The sequence below is a fragment of the Gallibacterium faecale genome, assembly GCF_027920745.1.
In the GTDB taxonomy this organism is placed as follows: Bacteria; Pseudomonadota; Gammaproteobacteria; order Enterobacterales; family Pasteurellaceae; genus Gallibacterium; species Gallibacterium faecale.
In genome coordinates this window covers 1-19,927 of the sequence record NZ_JAQIBB010000075.1, presented here as the reverse complement: position 1 = coordinate 19,927, position 19,927 = coordinate 1, and the positions used below count along the sequence as shown (strand labels likewise).

Annotated in this window: 6 protein-coding genes and 1 tRNA gene; 4 read left to right on the top strand and 3 right to left on the bottom strand. The window is 42.0% G+C overall.

All coding sequences use genetic code 11. The features are described 5' to 3' along the window. Window positions 1–59: 59 nt before the first annotated feature. Window positions 60–12,773: a YadA-like family protein gene (locus PF272_RS08700; protein ID WP_271142441.1), complete on the top strand. Its 12,714-nt coding sequence runs from the start codon at window positions 60–62 to the stop codon at window positions 12,771–12,773. Window positions 12,774–12,856: 83 nt separating this feature from the next. Here PF272_RS08700 and def read toward each other — a convergent pair whose 3' ends face one another. Beyond that, window positions 12,857–13,372, bottom strand: a complete 516-nt coding sequence (gene def, locus PF272_RS08695) for a peptide deformylase (protein ID WP_271142440.1) — start codon at window positions 13,370–13,372, stop codon at window positions 12,857–12,859. Window positions 13,373–13,557: 185 nt separating this feature from the next. Here def and dprA point away from each other — a divergent pair, with 185 nt between their 5' ends. Then, on the top strand, window positions 13,558–14,682 hold the full coding sequence (gene dprA / locus PF272_RS08690) for a DNA-processing protein DprA (RefSeq protein WP_271142439.1): 1,125 nt from the start codon (window positions 13,558–13,560) through the stop codon (window positions 14,680–14,682). A gap of 7 nt (window positions 14,683–14,689) precedes the next feature. Here the strand turns inward: dprA and selB are convergent, their stop codons facing one another. Beyond that, window positions 14,690–16,531, bottom strand: a complete 1,842-nt coding sequence (gene selB, locus PF272_RS08685; RefSeq protein ID WP_271142438.1) for a selenocysteine-specific translation elongation factor — start codon at window positions 16,529–16,531, stop codon at window positions 14,690–14,692. Next, entirely contained in the window at window positions 16,528–17,919 is a 1,392-nt protein-coding gene (selA, locus tag PF272_RS08680) for an L-seryl-tRNA(Sec) selenium transferase (protein WP_271142437.1), read from the bottom strand. The genes selB and selA overlap by 4 nt, the downstream gene beginning before the upstream one ends. Window positions 17,920–18,028: 109 nt before the next feature. Here selA and PF272_RS08675 point away from each other — a divergent pair. Then, window positions 18,029–18,123, top strand: a tRNA-Sec gene (locus tag PF272_RS08675). Between the two features lie 307 nt (window positions 18,124–18,430). Beyond that, window positions 18,431–19,537 carry a tyrosine-type recombinase/integrase gene (locus PF272_RS08670; RefSeq protein WP_271142436.1) on the top strand — a complete coding sequence of 369 codons (1,107 nt, stop codon included), beginning with the start codon at window positions 18,431–18,433 and terminating at the stop codon, window positions 19,535–19,537. The last annotated feature ends 390 nt before the right edge of the window (window positions 19,538–19,927 follow it).

Sequence of the window (19,927 nt, the reverse complement as noted above, 5' to 3'; positions counted from 1 at the left end):
TTGCCTTGATTAATCCACAAAATAGTTTAAATCCAGATTCATCTGCCGATGGGTTGTCCGTGATTTTTATCTCGGCTAATAATGGTGGCACCCCTGTATCCCCTACCGATGAGCGGGATACCACAAAAGCAGAAGAAGTTAGAACAGCCTATGACGGTAAGATTTTTGGTAATGCCCCATTAGGCTTATTAGTGGGTACGATGGCTGAAGGCAGTAGCAACACCATGCAAGGCTCTACAGGAACTGGTTTCGGTGTATTCGTTGGTTTTAATAACGGTGTGGTACCAGTAACATCCGCATCAGGTACAGCATTTGCACAACCGACTATTTTCAATGGAGTTACCGCCACCCGTTCGGAAACAGGGAATGTACAAAATGCTGGAGGTAGCAGTGCCGTTGTCTTCGGTGCGTTCAACAGTATCAGTGGTAACGGTGGTTTAGCTGTCGGTACCCTTAACCGTGTCTATGGTAACGAGGGTATCGTGGTTGGTAACACGACCCTTGCCAATAGCTATAGTTCTGTAGGTCGCTTTGGCGTGACCATGGGCTTTAATGTTAAAGCCGGTGAATGGTCTCAACAAAGCGTGGTGATTGGTTCCAATATGCAAGCCGTCGGACAAGGTAATATTATCCTTGGTGGCGGTGCAGATAAATTCTACGGTGCTGGCTCTGGTTGGAAGGATACGCCAAATGCAAATGGGATCTATACTCAGCTTACCAATACATTTGATGCATCTGAAGCCAACCTCAACAATAGCGGTATGCGTTTCTGGGGTGACCGCAATATTGTAATTGGTGCCAAAAACCGTACCGAGGGCTTTAATACTGACTTCACCTCAAGTGGCTACACAGGTTCTACCGGTAACGGTGGTTACCAACGTATTGCCGACAACTCTGTCGTAGGTACCAACAATACCTTGTACGATTTATCTAAAACCAACAGCGTCTATGGTTCGAACAACGTTATCGCTAGCGGTACCAATAACATGGTCATTGGTTCAAATAACCGTGTTCAAGCGCAATTAGGTAGCACCACCATTACTGGGGCTATTACCGGTCGTTCAGCGGCAGAAACAGCCGCTATTGCCGACTTGGGAAATGTCGCCCTCGATGCGACAACAGGCAAACCCGTAGGGCTTACCTATGGTGATAACAACACCATCATCGGCTCTCGCAACACCGTCGCTTATAATACAGGACACAACTTCTTGGCCGGTGCGGATAACATCGTAGAGGCCAACTCCATGTACAACTTCTTGGCGGGTTCTAAGAATATTTCTGGTGTTGATTTGACTAATAGTGTGGCTGTTCGTGGTGCCGTGACCAACTTATTTGGGACCCATCCCAATATCAGTACAAATAGCATGGCGGATGCAGCAGCGATTGCCAATGACCTAGGATTAGTACAGAAATTTAATTTAAGCACCTTGCTCGCCCAGAACAATGCTCAAACAGGAATGAACCTTTTAGCCGGTTCTTTCAATATTGCCGGGGTAGGTGCGAGCAATAACGTGGTCGAAGGTAGTAACGTGATTCTTCGCAACAATGTAAAAAGTACTTATGTATTGGGTTCACACATTGATGCGGATCAAAGTAATTCCGTCTATATCGGTGATTATTCTGTGGCGACCACTACCCCATTGAGTACCACTAAGGGCAAATATGAAGGTAATCTTAGTGACTTACCGAAAAATGGTACCGATGCCGTGATTACCGATGGCGTAACCACTACCCCTGCCGTTATCGGCTTGAACGACTTGATGACAGCAGGCAGTACAGGACAGACTTCCATTTCAATCAACGGAAAAACCTATAATTTTGCTGGCGTCGGAAAAACAACAGGTGAAAATCAACGATCGATAACTAACGAGGTGGGAACAATTACTGTAGGGCGTATTGTTCAAGAAACTGACGCCAACGGTAAAACCTATAACAAATCCTATGGTCGTGTGATTCAAAACGTCGCGCCGGGTCTTGTCGGGGCTAACTCAACCGACGCCATCAACGGCTCACAACTCTATGCGATTTGGGATGCAATGGAAAGCAGCGTAGCACGTGTTGTCACAGGTCTTGACGGTAATGTTGTTTATACCAGTGGTGAAGGACATCGTCTCTACAGCTGGAATAACACCCTTTATGACAGTGCCTTGGTAGACGGCAAGTTTAAACAAGCCGCCAATGGTCAATGGTATCCCGTAGCGGCTTTTGATACACAAAACGGCAATCAATTAAAAACCGCTTTCTCTAGTTCGAGTGGTTTCACTTTAGGGGAAATCAATCAGGCTAAGATAGATGGCAAAACGTTGACCGTCACAGGTAAAGAAGGTGTTATAGCCACTTCTGATGCTTGGTTACAAGAGGGATCTAATACGAAAGATACCACCAGCCAAGTGGTCGGTGCTGATAATGCTGTGCTTTCTTTAGTGAACGGCAGTCAAAGTACAACTAGTAATATTGAACTGTACAATGTTGCTAATGCTTTATCTTTGCCAAACGCCGGCACAACTACGCAAAGCCAACAACAAGAGGCAGTGAGTAATTTATTAAAAGGACTAGATGCAAGTGGTACAACCTTATCCCCCTATGATTTCTCACAAGCAACCAATTTGAAAGACTTGCAAAACCTTGCGCTAGCGGGTATGGATTTCACTGGTGATACCTTGCCTACTGATGCGGCAAGTGGGGATAAGAAAACAGTACACCGTAATCTGTCTGAAGCTTTAACCATTACAGGCGGGGTTACCAATGCGGGTGATTTAAGCACGACAAACAATATCGGAGTGATTGCCAGCAATAACGGTGGCTCTTTGACACTCCGTTTGGCAAAAGCGCTTACTGGTCTGACTTCGACAGAATATAAAACGACCACAACAGACGGCACGACCACAACGACGATTACTAGTAGCGGTGTGACCATCCAAGGCCCTACTCCAGCGAATGGTACTGCCCCTGCCCCTATTTCGATTACCACTAGTGGTATCGACACAGGCAATACCAATATCACCAATGTGAAAAGCGGTCTTGCTGCGAATAGCACAACCATCGACAACACCAATAGTTCTTATGGCGCAACCCTAGGTGACGTACAAAAACTCGTCAATGCCGCAGCATGGGATATTGGACAAACCACCACAACAACGTCTGGTGCGGCAGGTAGTTCAACAACCACTTCCACCTACACATCTAAAGGACAGGTGAATAACGCCGAACGTGTCAGCTTTGATGCAGGTACAGGTACAAAAGTCACACTAACAAAAACAGCGGCGACTACTGCTCCTTCAGCTGCACCAGAAACCTATAGCGTGGTCTTTGCGATTAAATCTGCGAGTTTAACGCGTGATAGATCAACTGGCGTTGTAAGTATTGCCGAAGGTGGCGATGCGGACGGCTATGCCACAGCCTCGAATGTTGCCTCGATATTTAACGAAATCAACACGAATGTGACCAGCGCGAAGTTTGGCTTGGCCGACAGCAGCGACGGTAAGGTTGAGAAACTGTTAAATAACACCATTCAAATTACGGGTTTTGATAACAATATCTCCACCGTAGCAGCGAAAAGCAACGACACTGCCTCAGCTAATGATGTGTTAAAAATTAAACTCAACCCAAGCGTCATCTTGGGGGATACCGCTACAGACGGTACCGCTGGTAGTCTGGTGGTGAAAAATGCTGGGGCAGCCGATCAGGCAAGTGCGATTAAATTGTTTAATGGACAGATTACGTTCAAAAGCAATGCGATGTCATCAGGCACTTATACTGACTATGTGTTAAGCCTAGTGTCTGGTACCAAGATTCCGGGGACAACAGGCACTAATTCAGCTCGCTTGTCTTTTAACGGCAATCAGTTAGCAACTTTGACAGATGGCATTGCATTCAGTGGTGATCAACCCTTAACGACAACAAATGAGTTCACTGCGGCTCTTAATAACAAAGTTAAGATTGAGGGTGGATATATTAAAAAAGGTCAGACGATTGATGATGATCTCACCACAACCAATATCGGCGTTATATCTAATGGCACCGACCAACTTTCAATACGTCTAGCAAAAGATCTCACTCACATGACTTCTGCTGAGTTTACAGGTAATGCAGGCACGTATCTCAGTGGTGAGACTTCCATTAATTACACCCCTTCTGTCAAACTCAGTGTTGTTCAAGGTATTGCTAATAATGCCAATAATGGAACATCCGTACTATACTTATCAGGACCTTCAGTCAGTAATGGAGATGGATCTAGTACGCCATCGCTGGTTCGTATTGATGGTGTGTTTACAGATCACATAAATGATAACGGTACATTTACTACTAAAGGTGACAATGAAGTTGTCACCGTTGGTGAACTCAAAAACATTACCGTAGCAAGAGACAATGCTAATACCGTCGCTATGCAAAATCTATATTATGGTTTCAGAACAGGTGGTAGTGGTTCTTACAAGTATGCGTCACGCAATTTGCTTGGTTCTAAGGACGACGCAACTCTACCAGATGCATCTTTCTTTGTTCCTATCAAAGGAGATAGTGGCAATAATATTCAAGTATCAATAAGTGGATCAAACTCTACTGATCCGAAACAAACTAATAGTGAGTTAACTATTGGACTTAATAAAGATGTAAAACTGGGGAACAATACCCAAGGTAGTGCAGGTTCCTTGACAATTGATGGTGATAATAGCAATGAATCTATCTCTTTAAACGGTGCGCAACACACTCTTGTTATTAAGGCGCCACAAGAAATAATAGATGAAGGAGGTACTTCTGTTACCTATCCTTCCAGCGAATTTACCTTAGATGGACGTAAAGGTAAGCTAACTTTTGGTGGAGATCCAAATACAGCTACATTTATTGATTTTGCTAATACGACCCCAGCAAATGACCTTTCTGGTACTGAACTTAAACGCATTGTCGTAGGGACAGCAACCAACAATGCTCCCGTTGCCACCATGAAAGATGGGTTGAAATTCACAGGCAACAATAATGATACTGTTAGTCGTCTGTTAAATAGTACGCTTCATTTGGTTGGTAATGCTACCGTTCCTGGTACAGGAACTGGCAATGCTGTACAACAATCCGACATTGATAAGGCTACAACGGATAAAAACACCTATGTATCTGTTGAATCCTACGATACAGGTAACAAAGATGGTGCGGACCAGCCAATCATGGATAAACGCCTAGTCATCCGTCTTGCTAAGGAGCTCACTGATTTAAATACGATGACCCTTGGTGGACAAAGCTTAGATGCAAACACAACCGCCTCTAAGGTCAAACTCTCTACCGCAAAGGCAGTGACTGTTGGTACAGACTCAAGTGCTAAAACCTACAGTGTTCTTAAACTCGGTGATGACAACAATAACCCTGCCCTACTCCGTAACTTAGCCGAAGGTATTGAGGGTAGCGATGCGGCTACTGTTAGCCAATTGAAAAATGCAGCGTGGACGATTGGTACTGTGTCTGGTGATAACACACCATCCACTACCGTTAACAACGGCGATGTGGTGAATTTTGCCAATGGTACGGGTACGACAGCCAATGTCGCTGTGTCTACTGTTGATGGTAAAGACACATATACCGTGAAGTTCAATATTGATAAAGGTTCTATCACAAGCGATGGTACAACAGGTGTAGCGAGTACAAGTGATGGCGACAATAAGTTTGTCGACTCTAAAACAGTTGTGGACGCCATTACTAAAGCGGTAGCTGGTGCCACACAAAAATATACTGCTGATAATAAAGCAGGCGATCCTCCTGACAATGTCACTATTACGCGTAAGACAGGTGAGACGATTGGTCTTATTGGTGGTGCGACAGGTACTTTAACCGATAACAATATCGGTACGGTGGCTAATGCAACAGACAATACCATTGCGATTAAATTAGCGAAAAATCTGACTGGTTTGGAAAGTACTTCTTATACGACTACAAGTGGTAGTAATACCTATACTACAATGATTAATAGTCACGGAGTAACCATTACGCCTCCTGCGGCAACCGGTAGTAATGCGGATCTTACTAAGATAGTCTCTCTTACCGATACAGGTTTAAACAACGGTGGTAACCGCATTACTGGCTTGACCTCGCCATTGACAGGTTTGTCCACTGTAGCAGATACGACACATACTCATACCCCTTATGGAGGCTTAAGTCCCGCTTTCCTCACCACCTTACGCGATTTAGGTGTTGCGGGGGATGGAGGCACTAAGACAGAGGAACTACTCAAAGAGGAAAGAGCCCAACTGGCTTCCGCAGCCACTGTCGGTGATTTGCAAAACTTGTCCAATATGCCGATTTACTTCAGTGCGGATAACTACCAAGATGAGTTGGATGAAGATGCTGTAGTGCCGGTAAAACTAGGTGAGCAATTATCCATTGAAACAGGTAAATTTGTCATGAAGCTTAAGTCTGTGACAGATAATACCTATGATATCAGTACTTATGATGCTTCCAATACTGATGCATACAATGACGAAAATATGGCTGCCGTAGTGAAAGATGGAGGAATCCTCCTTGGCTTTAGAAACACCCCTATTTTCACTGGCTTACGTATCGGTACCATAACTACCAACCAAGATGGCACTACGAAAGAAAACAGTGTTGCTATTGCCAATACGACGGACTATAACCAAACTGATGTTAAACCAACCTTAAAAATTGGTGGTGACAAGGCGGTACGAATCACGAATATCGCAACACCAACGGCTGATAGTGATGCAGTCAACAAAGCTTATGTTGATTTGGCGAAAGCAACCGTCACAGGCTCTGGGGCTGCAACAGTGACATCTACTCAAAATGCAGATCATTCAACCAATTACCACGTTTATGTCGATAAATGGTTGAGTTATGTTGATGGTAGCAGAAATAATTTAACCAATGTCATTAAAGGTGCTGATAATAAGTACTATCAAGCTAGTGCGCTTGCAGGCTTGAAGTACAATACTACCACCCAACAATGGACTAAAGAGAATGGTGATCCTATTTCCGCCCAACCGACCGCCATTACCTCTGCGGTCGCTAATTTGACAACTTTTGGTACTATCACGCCCGTGCTTAATAATGTCGGTAAAGGTCAAATTGACGAGTCATCTGTACAAGCGATTAACGGTTCTCAGTTAAAACAATTAGTGAACAAATTGGGGCTTTCTGTCAATGACAATAAAACAGAAATTACAGGTACCTTTAATAGTGTTAATGCGGGTAACAGTAGTACAGCACCAGATTCGGTAGTCAATGCCATTAACCAGTTGACCACCGCCGTCAACAAGGGACGTGTCTATGCTGGTGATGACTATAAAGCCGCCACAGGGAATGATGATACAGAGCAGAACGCCATCAAGCGAGAACTCGGTGAACGTATTAATATTAAAGGTGGCGTGACTGACACAACAAACCTCAGCGATGGTAATATCGGTGTTATCGCTAACAGCAGTTCGGATACACTAACCGTAAAATTAGCTAAACAAATTAAAGGTTTAACCGATATCACGTTTGGTACAGATGCAACGAGCAGCTCAGCAGCTGATAAAACCGTTGTCAACAAAGATGGTATTACCATCACGCAAGGCACAACCGTCACGAAATTTACGGATAACGGTATTTCTGCTGGTGGTCAAGCTATTACCAATGTAAAAGATGCTATCGCCCATATTTCTGAGCAAGACATCCAAAACAAAGCGCTGGCCTTGTACAATGCTGATAACCCTGATGCACAGAAAACAACTTTTGCTGACATTCCTTCGGCAGTAAGAGATAGCTATAAAACCAAAGCAACAGAAGCATTTAACAAAACCGTCGTTGGCAATATGCTAACAGCTTCTGGCGATGTCTTAAAACAAGCCACTACGCTGCATGATTTACAACTTGTAGCCAATGCAGGTTTAGACTTCGTCGGCAATAATAGCGGTACAGTTGTTCATCGCCCATTGAGTAGCACACTCAATATTATCGGTGAGGGAGATTACTCAGCTATTACTGCAAGCAATCCTTTCCAATCTGCGGCGGGTAATATTTATATCGAAGGATCAAGTAACCAACTTATCATTAAATTGGCGAAAAACCTTCAAAACCTCAATAGTGCGAACTTTAGCACAATAGAAGATGGTAAGACTTACACCACCATCGTCAATGGTAAGGGGAATACGATCACGACGAAAGACGGTGACAACCAGACTGTAGCAACCTCTACCAGTACAGGTATGACTTACGAGACTTTGCAAACCTTCACTGATGGCAACAACGTATCAGTTGTACCTAGTGCGCCTAAAGTAGAGGTGTCTAACAAGGGAATCACCATTACTAAATTGGTTGAAAGTGGTAAAGATGATAACGATGGTAAAAAAGATAGTTATGATTCCAATAATACCGTCAGCCTTACTGAAAATGGCTTGAATAATGGTGGTAATAAGATTAGCAATGTGGCTGACGGCTCAGCGGATAATGATGTAGCAACCGTAGCTCAATTAAAAGCGGGTACTGCTGCTACTACAAAAGTCACTGGTTCTGGTGCGGCTACTGTAACTTCTACCACAGCAGCGGGTGATAACTCTAAAACCTATAACGTCCATGTAGAGAAAGTCCTCTCTTACACTGACGCAAACGGTAATGAGTTAGTCCAAGCACCTAATGGTAAGTACTATAAAGCGACTGATATCAATGGCTTAGTATATGACGGTACAACATGGAAAAATGCGGATGGTAGCACTCTTACTAACCAACCTACAGAAGTACAGGCTGCTACTACGGCTAAATTAGCTAATGGGGCAGATGGTAAAGCACCTGTATTGAGTAATGTTAGTGCTGGTGCTATTACTAACACATCGACTGATGCCATCAACGGTAGTCAGCTCTACAACCTAGAGAAAGATGTACTTGGCTTTAAAGAAGACACTAATAATTCAAATCAATTAGTCAAACCAACCTTTACTGCCGTCACAGCAGGCAGTACTGGCACCACAGCCAATACCACTGCTCCGACTACCATTGTGGGGGCGATTGAACAACTCACCACCGCAGCGAATAAAGGTCGTGTGTATGCAGGTGACGCACTAGTGAAAGATACAAGCGATACCGCTGATCTTCAAAATGCATTCACTCGTCAACTGGGTGAAACCCTCAATATTAAAGGTGGTGTGACTGATCCAGCCAAACTTAGCGATGGCAATATTGGTGTCGTGTCTAATGGTGTCGATGCACTGACAGTGAAATTGGCGAAAGAATTAACCAACCTCACCAGTGCACAGTTTATACACACAGAAACTAAAGATGGTAAGACCATCACACATACCACTACGACAACGGGTGATGGTACAACAATCACAACAACAGATGCAGATGGTAATACTGCGACTAGCACAGGTACTACCTATGCTGTCACTGATAAGAACGATAAAGCTACTGGTCCGAAGACAGAAGTCACCAATGGCGGTATCACTATTACCCCTGTTAAAGATGGCAGCTATGATACAAGCAAGACAGTTAGCCTGACTGAAAATGGTTTGAATAATGGTGGTAATAAGATTACCAACGTAGCTGATGGTGCGATTAGTGATAACTCAACTGATGTAGTGACAGGTAAACAACTTTATAACGTCCAAAACAAAGCAGCGGCAGATGCCAAAGCAGCGCGTACGCAAGTGACAGGTAGTGGTGGTGCCATTGTAACCAAACAAACCAGTGCTAGCGGCCAAGACACTTACAATGTCCATGTGGATCAACCGGCAGTGTATGTGGATGCACAAGGCAATAAGCTCGTCAAAGGTGCTGATGGTAAATGGCATAAAGAGGACGATCTAAAAGGTATGGCTTATGTCCCTGGTGCTACACCTGGATCTGGCGTGTGGATGAAAGTCGATGAGAATGGTGCCTTGGTTGCTGTTTCTGCTGATCAAGCACCACAAGAAGCCACCCCTACTGCTATGAAGTTAGTCAATGCAGACGGCACAACCACCAAAGCAACAACGTTAGGTAATATCGCCAGTGCAATTGGCGGTAATAGTAGTGATGGTAGCTTTATCACTAACCTCAATAAAGTCGGTACGACTGGTGATGGGGCGATTGATGGCAATACCGCTGTCACTACCCAAGACCTCAAAAACTTAGCAGACTCTGGCTTTAAACTACAAACCAACAACGGTACCGCACAAACCATTAAGTTAGGCGATACTATCCAAGTAGTTGACGGAGCAAATACCAAAGTATCTGCGATTACCAGCAAAGACGGTGTTCATACTTACAGTATCAATGTCGATGGCTTGCCAATGGCATTTAAAGATGCGTCTGGTAATACACTCGTAAAAGTCGGCGATAATTTCTATAAAGCTTCTGATATTGGTACAGATGGCAAACTTAAAGATAATGCTCAAGTAGCTACTCCAACAGAAGTCACCTTATTAGATAAAGATGGTAAGCCAACCGCTCAAAAACTGGGAGGTATCCAGTCTTCTGTAAACGATGTGACTGCGTTAAACGATCCAAGTAATGCCAATAGCGGCGCCAAAGATAATGCGACTTTCGCAGACAAACTCGCGACTGCCGCAGCCAATGTCAACCTCAAAAACTCAGCGGTTAATGTGAGCGATTTGAATGAGGTGTCTGCACGTGCCGAAGCTGCTAATCAAGCAGCTGCTAATGCACAAGCGACAGCAGATAAGGGCTTTAACGTGAAAACCAGTGCCGATGGTGGTGTGGTCAATAACAGTGGTATTGCAGCAAGTGGAGATAATATCAAGCCGGGCAACACGCTTGAGTTTGTCGCAGGTGAAAATGTGACCCTTGATCAATCCGCTGGTAAGATTAAAATCTCGACCAATGACCAAAACATCGTCAACAATACGCAATTGCCAATTGCTTATGTCACTGATGTTACTACCAAAGGGGCTGATGGTAAGGATATTGTCACTCCGACTAAAGTCTATAAAGGAGCGGATGGTAAGTTCTATACCGATAAGACTTTAGCTCAACGTATCAGTGCTGATGGTAAACTTAATGGTCAAGAACTCACCGCAGAGCAAAGTGCTGCTCGCTTTGATGCGAACAAGGTTTACACAGCTATCCAAAATGCGAATGGTACAGTAGATAAAGCCAGCGTTCTTTCTAACGTAGCTGACGGTCGTATTGCTCATGGCTCTAAAGAAGCGATCAATGGTGGTCAACTCTTTGATTTACAAGAGTACCTCGGTGTAACTGTGATTAACAATGACACTCATGTTGATAACTCAACAACGACGGTTAATCAACTTAACCCAGTAGAGGTGAAAGAATACTCTTATGTGACTAATACAACACAAGAAAAAGCGACAACTATTCGTGTACCTTTAGATGAAAAGAATAAGCCTTATCTCAAAACCTATAATGTAAATAATAATGGTGAATACATCACCAATAATATTTATAGTGCGGTACGCAATATTAACGAGCAAGGAACCAAGTACTTCCATGTAAATGCCGGTCAAGATATTCCTGAGGCTCAAATTTCTAATAGCGATGACTCAAGTGCTTCAGCAAGCTACTCTACGGCGATTGGTTATCAAAGTAGCGTTAGCTCAGGTGCTAATCATTCTCTTGCTGTTGGTACACAGAACGAAGTTGGTAAGGATGCTTCTGATGCAGTGGCGATTGGCTCATCCGCAACGGTCATTCAAGACTCTGATAATGCTATTGCTATCGGTAAAGATGGTACTGTGGCTGGTAACAACACCATCAGCGTTGGTACAGGTCATGTCGTTGCAGGGGATAATTCGGGCGCTATCGGTGACCCAACTAAAATCAATGCGAAATCAAGTTACTCTGTGGGTAATAACAATAGTATTGGGGATGAAGCGGTTATCGATGAAATTGAGAAAGCAATTAAAGAGCGTAAGGAACTCAAACGCCCTGATCCATTACCAGCACTTGAAGCTAACCCAACCGATGAACAGTTGAAAGCCTATCAAGTCAAATTGGCTAAATATCAAACGGATTTAGCGGATTACTTGAAGAAAAAAGAAGAGCTAGCCACTAAGATCAAAGATCTCAGTGCTCAAGTCACTACTGAAAACGTAATGGCGATGGGTAATGAAATCAAAGTCGGTGCCAAAGCGAACAATGCTGTCGCCGTTGGTACTAAAGTGACAATTGCGGCAGAGGCAAGCGATGCGGTAGCAATGGGTACTTCTGCTCATGTCAAAGCGTCTAATGGTGTAGCAATTGGTAATAGTGCCACTGCTGAAGCGAAAAATGGCGTAGCAATTGGTTACAATGCGAAAGCTGTTACTGAAAATAGCATTGCTCTAGGCGCAAATGCAGAAGCGAAACAAACGCTAGAACAGTTACAAAGCGCTGTTCCTTGGGGTAACCTTGCGAATATACGTGGCTATGGTAACGAAGTTATTGGCGAAGTCTCTGTTGGTCGTACTACAGAAGATGGTAAACAAGAAGTTCGCCGTATTACCAATGTTGCCGCAGGTTCCGCACCTACTGATGCGGTGAACGTTAGCCAATTATATGGTTTAGGTTCTGACATGAGTAAACAACTCGGTCGCCTCAACCAACGTGTAGGTAAACTCGCTAGAGATTTGGAAGGCGTTGGTGCAACATCTGCTGCAATGGCAAGCTTACCGCAAGCTTATATTCCTGGTAAGAGCCTTGTTGCTGTGAGTGTAGGTTCGCATAAATCTGCACAAGCCGTCGCAGTTGGGGTATCTCGGATTTCAGATAATGGCAAAATTATCTTGAAACTTAACGCAGGCCATAACACTGTTGGTGATACTTCTGTCGGTGCTGGTGTAGGCTTCCAATTCTAAGTCGAATTTATAGAAAAAATGCAGAAGATTTTCAGATCTTCTGCATTTATTTTTTCCTTTTATAGGCTTGTTGAAATCAATTATTACTTTTGCGACCGTTCTAATTGTTTCTTGTACTTCACTAACTTATCTTTAATCCGATTACGTTTTAATGGTGATAAATAATCAACAAATACCACACCATTTAGATGATCGATTTCATGTTGAATACAAATTGCTAATAAGCCATCTGCGTCTAAAGTAAAAGGTTCGCCTTGTCGATTTAAGGCTTTTACTGTCACTTTTTCTTTTCTTGGCACTAACCCACGAAATCCCGGTACTGATAAGCACCCCTCTTCAATCCCAGTTTCACCACTTCCTTCTACAATTTCAGGATTAATTAAAACTAATTGGTTGGTTTTATCACCTTCCACATCAATCGTGATAATACGTTGATGACGATTGACTTGCGTTGCTGCTAGGCCAATCCCTTCTTGCTCATACATTGTTTCAAACATATTATCAATAAACTCGCGTACCTCATCATCAACCACTTCAACAGGCTTCGCAATCGTTCTTAATCTTTCATCAGGAAAACATAAAACTTCTAATATCGCCATTTTTCATTCCTCTTTTTATGAAACAACGCATTGTACTTATTTTTCAGTTAATTAACAGTACCGATTGTTCCTTTATCAATATCAATTTTTTGTTAAATTATCGATCTACTACACATTTCTCACCAAAAAATACAGCACAGCTATTTTGCATGAAGTACCCTCTAATTTTTACTGAGGAATCCTTTATGCAAACACTCTCTTCACTATTACGACTTTCGCTGTTGCCTCATTTTGGTGCTGGGAAAATTCAACGCTTATTAGAACATCTTTCATTAGAAAAACTACTTCAATATGATGCTCAACAATTACGTTATATTGGTTGGACAGAACCACAAATTCAAGCTTGGTTTTCCCCTAATCAGAAATTAATCGATGAAACTTTAGCTTGGCAGGAGAAATCCAATCATCACATTATCAGCTTATTTGACCCTCAATATCCGTTCTTACTCACACAGATTAAATCTGCCCCACCAATTTTGTTTGTCAAAGGTAACATTAATGCGCTGTCAATGCCACAAATCGCTATCGTAGGTAGTCGCTATTGTTCGCCTTATGGTGAATATTGCACAAGAGTGATTACGCAAGATTTAAGCAGTACCGGCTTTACAATTACCAGTGGATTAGCATTAGGTATTGATAGTATTAGCCATCAAACTGTACTAGATAATAACGGGCTTACTATTGCTGTCTTAGGTTGTGGGTTAAATACTGTGTACCCTACCCGACATAAAAGATTAGCGCAGCAAATTGTTGAAAACGAGGGCGCTTTAGTTTCAGAATTTACGCCAGATACACCCCCTATCGCAGAAAACTTTCCTCGCCGCAATCGAATTATTAGTGGCTTGTCTTTTGGTAGTGTAATTATTGAGGCTTCAACCAAGAGTGGTTCATTAATCACTGCGCGTTATGCCCTTGAACAAAATCGAGAGGTTTTTGCGATTCCCGGAGCGATCAATAGTCCATTAAGCCAAGGTTGCCATCAACTGATTAAGCAAGGCGCGTGGTTAGTCGAAGATGCGAGAGATATCCTCGAAATTGTTGCTTCATTTATTGCGAAAATGCCTACCAATAAAATCAAATTGGAACCGAGCATCTTAGAAACGAAACAAGAGGAATCCTCTGCCAATATCTTAGTCCCTAAACAACATTACGCACTTTATCAGCTGTTAAATCCGAGCACTGCAGTGTCACCTGATGAATTAGCTATTGTTTTATCTCGTCCAATAGGCGAACTCTTAACGGATTTATTGGAATTAGAAATGTTAGGTTTAGCGCAACAAACCAAAGGCGGATATGTGCGCTGTTGTTAAATCTAAATTAAAAAGAGTCGCTATCACGCAATAAATGTACGTTCCCTTTCCGGCGTAAAAATCCAGAGCGGTCAAAATATTCCATCAGTTGCACCGTTAATTTACGCCCAAACTGGAAATAGTTTCGTACTTCATTCACGGTCACTTCACCATGTTCCAACAGGTAATTTTTTAACCACAATGCATACTGTTGAATCTCTTGCTGACGGAAAAAACGATCTTTGACAATCGGTGTCAGATACCCCATCTTGCCCGCTTTATACATAAAACTACGCATCGTATCTTCATCTAAGGCTAAGATTTGCGCCATATCTCGTACCCAGATAGGTTGATCTGTTTTCTGAAACTCTGCTTCTACCTGTTGCCATAATTGTTGCTCTTCCGCAGAAAAGGCAATTTGATGTTGCGGTAGATGTAACCAGCCATTGGTCTGCAATAACTTTTTCTCGGTGATCAGTTGTTCAATAAAATGGAAAATTAATGGCATCGGTTGATTTAAAGTCGCCATCCGCCATAAACGTGCCTTACTCACGCCTAACTGATCTTGGTGTTGTTGGTGAAACGTTTCTAATGCGCTAAGCAATAGTTTTTGCTGATATTGTTGGTAATTTTCTGCATATAGCCAATCACGAAACACCTCTAATTGTGCTTGCTTTTGCAGACAGTAGATTTGCTCTGTGGTAAGTTGTTCCACCCATTGCACTTGTGCTAAAGGCAAAGCTTGCTGTTGTAGGTAATGCAAAATTCGCTGGATGCGACTTTGACAAGTCAATAATTTTTGCAAGTACGCAAACCGTTCTGGGCTACGTTTATGCCGTTTTGGTGAGTTAATCTCTACTACCTTTGCGCCACCTAATGTATGTTGATCATCACCACTACGCACGATTAACTTATCCATCACCGCAATAAATAATGGTTTGTCTAAGATCACTTCTGCTAATATCATGTCAGGTAAACGGATCAATACATTTAACTTCCCTACCGTGTGGCTTGCCGCATGATAGATATGCACCGCTTGTGCATCATTAATTGTATTATTCGCTGTTAATTCTACGGTTACACGATCTGTGGCATATAATGTAGCTAGCCCGCTTAACCAATCACCACGATCAATGTCATCTTTAGCTAAATCTGTTGCTAAATTTAATGCTACCCGTTGCCCTGCGACACCACTTTCAGCTGGTTGATTTTGTGCATGAATCCCTTTAACTCGAACCGTTTGCTGCGTTGCAGACAAATAAACTTCGTCACCGACACTGACTTTGCCACTAAAGACTGTTCCAGTGACCACTAACCCAGAACCTTTGACATTAAACACACGATCAATCGCATAACGGAACGGTTTATCTTGTTCCGCCGTATTCTCTAATTGGCTTAAATATTCACGTAATGAATCAATGCCTTCGCCAGTATAAGCGGATGTGATAAAAGTTGGACTTGTGGCAAGCACAGGAAATTGTTGGCGGATTTGGGCAATTAATTGCACAATTTGTTCCGATTCCACCCGATCAGATTTAGTAATGACTAAGATAATTTGCTTAAATTGTAACAGTTTTAGCAAGGTTAAATGCTCTACGGTTTGTGGTTTTACCCCTTCATCAGCAGCTACCATCAACATTGCGTAATCGACACCACCGAACCCCGCCAGCATATTCGAGAGAAACTTTTCATGCCCCGGTACATCAATAAACCCTAATACCTTATCCTCCACTGGCAAATAGGCATATCCGAGATCGATCGTCATTCCCCGTTTTTTTTCTTCTGGTAAACGATCGGCATTCGTTCCTGTTAAAGTTTGCAATAACGCTGTTTTCCCGTGATCAACGTGCCCTGCTGTTACAATAATCATAATTCTTTCACCGTTGTTAATAATGCTTCAATATTTGCCACGCTACGTAAATCTAACCATAATTTATCCGCTTCAACCCGCCCGATAATCGGATGATCAAGCGATTTTAATCTGGCAATCAGTTGATAAAGATCGTCGCTTTTTGCTGATTTTGCTTGCAGTGTTACTGCAAATGAAGGAATTTTTGCAGTAGGTTGTGAACCGCTACCTATTTGTGCATCGCTATTTGCAATCGTAATCTCAAAACGCTCACTAAGCTTATCCTGTAAGGCGTGTTGTAATTGTTCTGCTTGTTGCTGTAATACTTCTAAATCTGCGGTTAATACGCGTAAAGTAGGTAAACGTTTGATTAACTGTTCTGGTTCAAGATAAAGGCGTAATGTCGCTTCTAAACCACTTAAAATGACTTTATCACAGCGTAATACCCGTTTTAATGGATGGCATTGTAGTTGATCAATCCAACTCTGTTTACCAACAATGATACCTGCTTGCGGTCCACCTAATAATTTATCCCCTGAAAATGAAATTAAATCGACTCCTGCTGCCACCTTTTGCTGTACTTGTGGTTCATGCGGTAAGCCATACTCACGAAAATCAATCAAGGCACCACTGCCTAAATCTGTCATTACTGGAATACCTTTCTCCCGCCCTAATTCAACCAATTCTTCTTCACTCACACTCGAAGTAAAGCCCATAATTTGGTAATTACTGCTATGTACTTTTAATAATAACGCCGTATTTTCATTAATTGCTTGAGCATAATCACGTAAATGCGTACGGTTCGTTGTCCCTACTTCCACCAGCTTACAACCAGCTTGTGCCATAATATCGGGAATACGAAATGCCCCACCAATTTCGATCAATTCGCCACGAGAGATAATCACCTCTTTTCCTTGAGCAAAGGTTGCTAACATTAATAACACGGCTGCCGCATTATTATTTACCACGCAAGCCGCTTCCGCTCCGGTTAATTGTGCCAATAATTCACTGATCGCTTGATCTCGATGTCCTCGTTTACCCTGCTGCAAATCAAACTCTAATGCGACATTTTGTTGCATTGCCTGCAATGCAGCTTGTTGTGCCGCCTCTGACCAAATCGCACGCCCAAGATTGGTATGTAATACTGTGCCTGTTAAGTTATGTACTGGCTGAATTTTAACTTGGCGTTGTTGCTGTAAGCGTTGTTGGGTATGTTGTAAAAAATGTTGATCCGTTTGACAGTAATCAGGAAGCTGTTGTTGCTGTTTAATCTGTTCTCGGGCTTGTTGCAGCTGTTCTCGCATCATCTGCACAACCGCAGAATGTCCAAAATTTTCTACTAAGTTAAGCCCTAATTCCGTTTTTAATAAGCGATCAATGGCGGGGAGTTGTCGATAAAGCACAGACATAAAGGTTTCCTATTTATAACAGTAAGCTTAAATAATACTGTTTTTATCGAAAAAATTCAGTAAAATGACTGCGCTTTTCCAAGCATTCCATCATTTTTATTTGGTTTATGGAAGGTCGTCATCTCCGGTGAGGTGGCAGGACTTCAAATTCTGTTAAGGCTGCCAGCAGTCTTGGGTGGGTTCAACTCCCATGACCTTCCGCCAATCGTTGTAATCCCACGTTTCTGATTGTTTCCCACTGTTTCAAAAACCCTTGTAAAATCTAGCCGTTAGCTGTATTTTATGTTTCTGGTTGTATCTCAACGTAACTCTATATCAACGAATAATTGTACTAGAAATTGTACTAGAAAATCAGAATTTTATTGAGCAACTCCCAAATTACAAAAAATAACAGCCTTGCTTTCTAGTACAATTCAATGAAAAATCCTTTTAATTCATATTGTTATAAAATATTTTAATTACAAGAATTGAGCATTTTTTCTAGTACAATTTCTTTTTAAAGGCTTGTACTATGGCAAGAAAAGCACAACAGCTAACAGACACGCAAATAAGAAAAATTAAGGCGGGGAATAAGATTATTTCGCTTTCTGATGGTGGTGGACTTTATTTGCAAATTGAACTATCTGGATCTAAAACGTGGCTTTTTAAATATACTAAGCCCTATACCAAGAAACGCACCAATAAAACTATTGGCAGTTATCCAACCATCTCACTAGCCCAAGCTCGAACTAAACGAGATGAATATCAAGCGTTAGTAATGAAAGGTATTGATCCTAAAGATTACGAACAACAGCAAAACCAACTACAAGCCGAAGCAATGAATAATACGTTTGCAAAAATCGCTGATCTTTGGTTTGACGATAGAAAGCATAAACCCGACTTTTCAGAACGCACACAAAAAGAAACATGGCAACGATTTGAGCGTCATATCTTACCTACATTAGGCGACTATCCTATTAACGAGATAACCCCATTAATGGCAATTAACGCCTTAAAACCATTAGAACGAGATGGAAAATATACAGAGCTATCAAAGGTCATAACGAAAATTAATGAGGTGATGACTTATGCCTTACATAGAGGGATTATTCCGGCTAATAATCTGGCCAAGATTGGAAAAGAATTTACTAAGCCAACTCCTAAAGGAATGAGTACTATCGATCTGACTGAATTACCCGAATTTTTACGCTTATTCTATGAGAACAAGGAGAGAGGACGCTTTAGCCCCTTGTCTTTTTATGCGGTTATTCTCACGCTTTTAACTGGTAGCCGACCGAGTGAAATCGCCAAAGCAAAATGGGAAGATATTAACTTAAATGATGGTTTATGGTCTTATCGTGTTCAGAAAGGAAATAAAAACCTACCAGAGGGACGACTTCACACTGTTACACTTTCTACTCAAGCGATTAATCTATTACAAAAGGTAAAAGCCATTAACGCCGCATTAAATGAACAAGGCAAGTACAAAGATGACTGGATAGAAAAAGCCTTATCACATAAAGACAAGAACCGTATTAGAGGGATATACAACAAGGCGGAATATATCGAGCATAGAAAGGAAATGCTGCAAGAATGGAGCGATTACATAGAAAACATAGCCCCTAAACCTTTCCTATAAGCCACCACCAAAGCCAGTAAAATAGCTGGCTTTTTTCATTCATTTTTAATTTAAAAATTTTTCCTATTAGGAGAGTGTTTTTTTATAGGACAATTAGGACAATAAAAAATACGTTTATAATAATATCAATAACATAACAATAAAATAGATTAATAAATAATCAAATATTGTCCTATTTTAGGGTCATTTTGTCCTATTTCAGGATCATTTTGTCCTATTTTAGACCTGTTTTGTCCTATGAAAATGGCAAAGATTGGGTTTGTTTCTATAAATTATAGATATTCTTTTGATAGTTGGCGTAATGGACAATTTGGATGCTAAAAACTTCTGAAAAGCTTATCATGAAACGCTTTTAGATAGGTCAAAGGCTTTGAATACAAAAAATGCTTT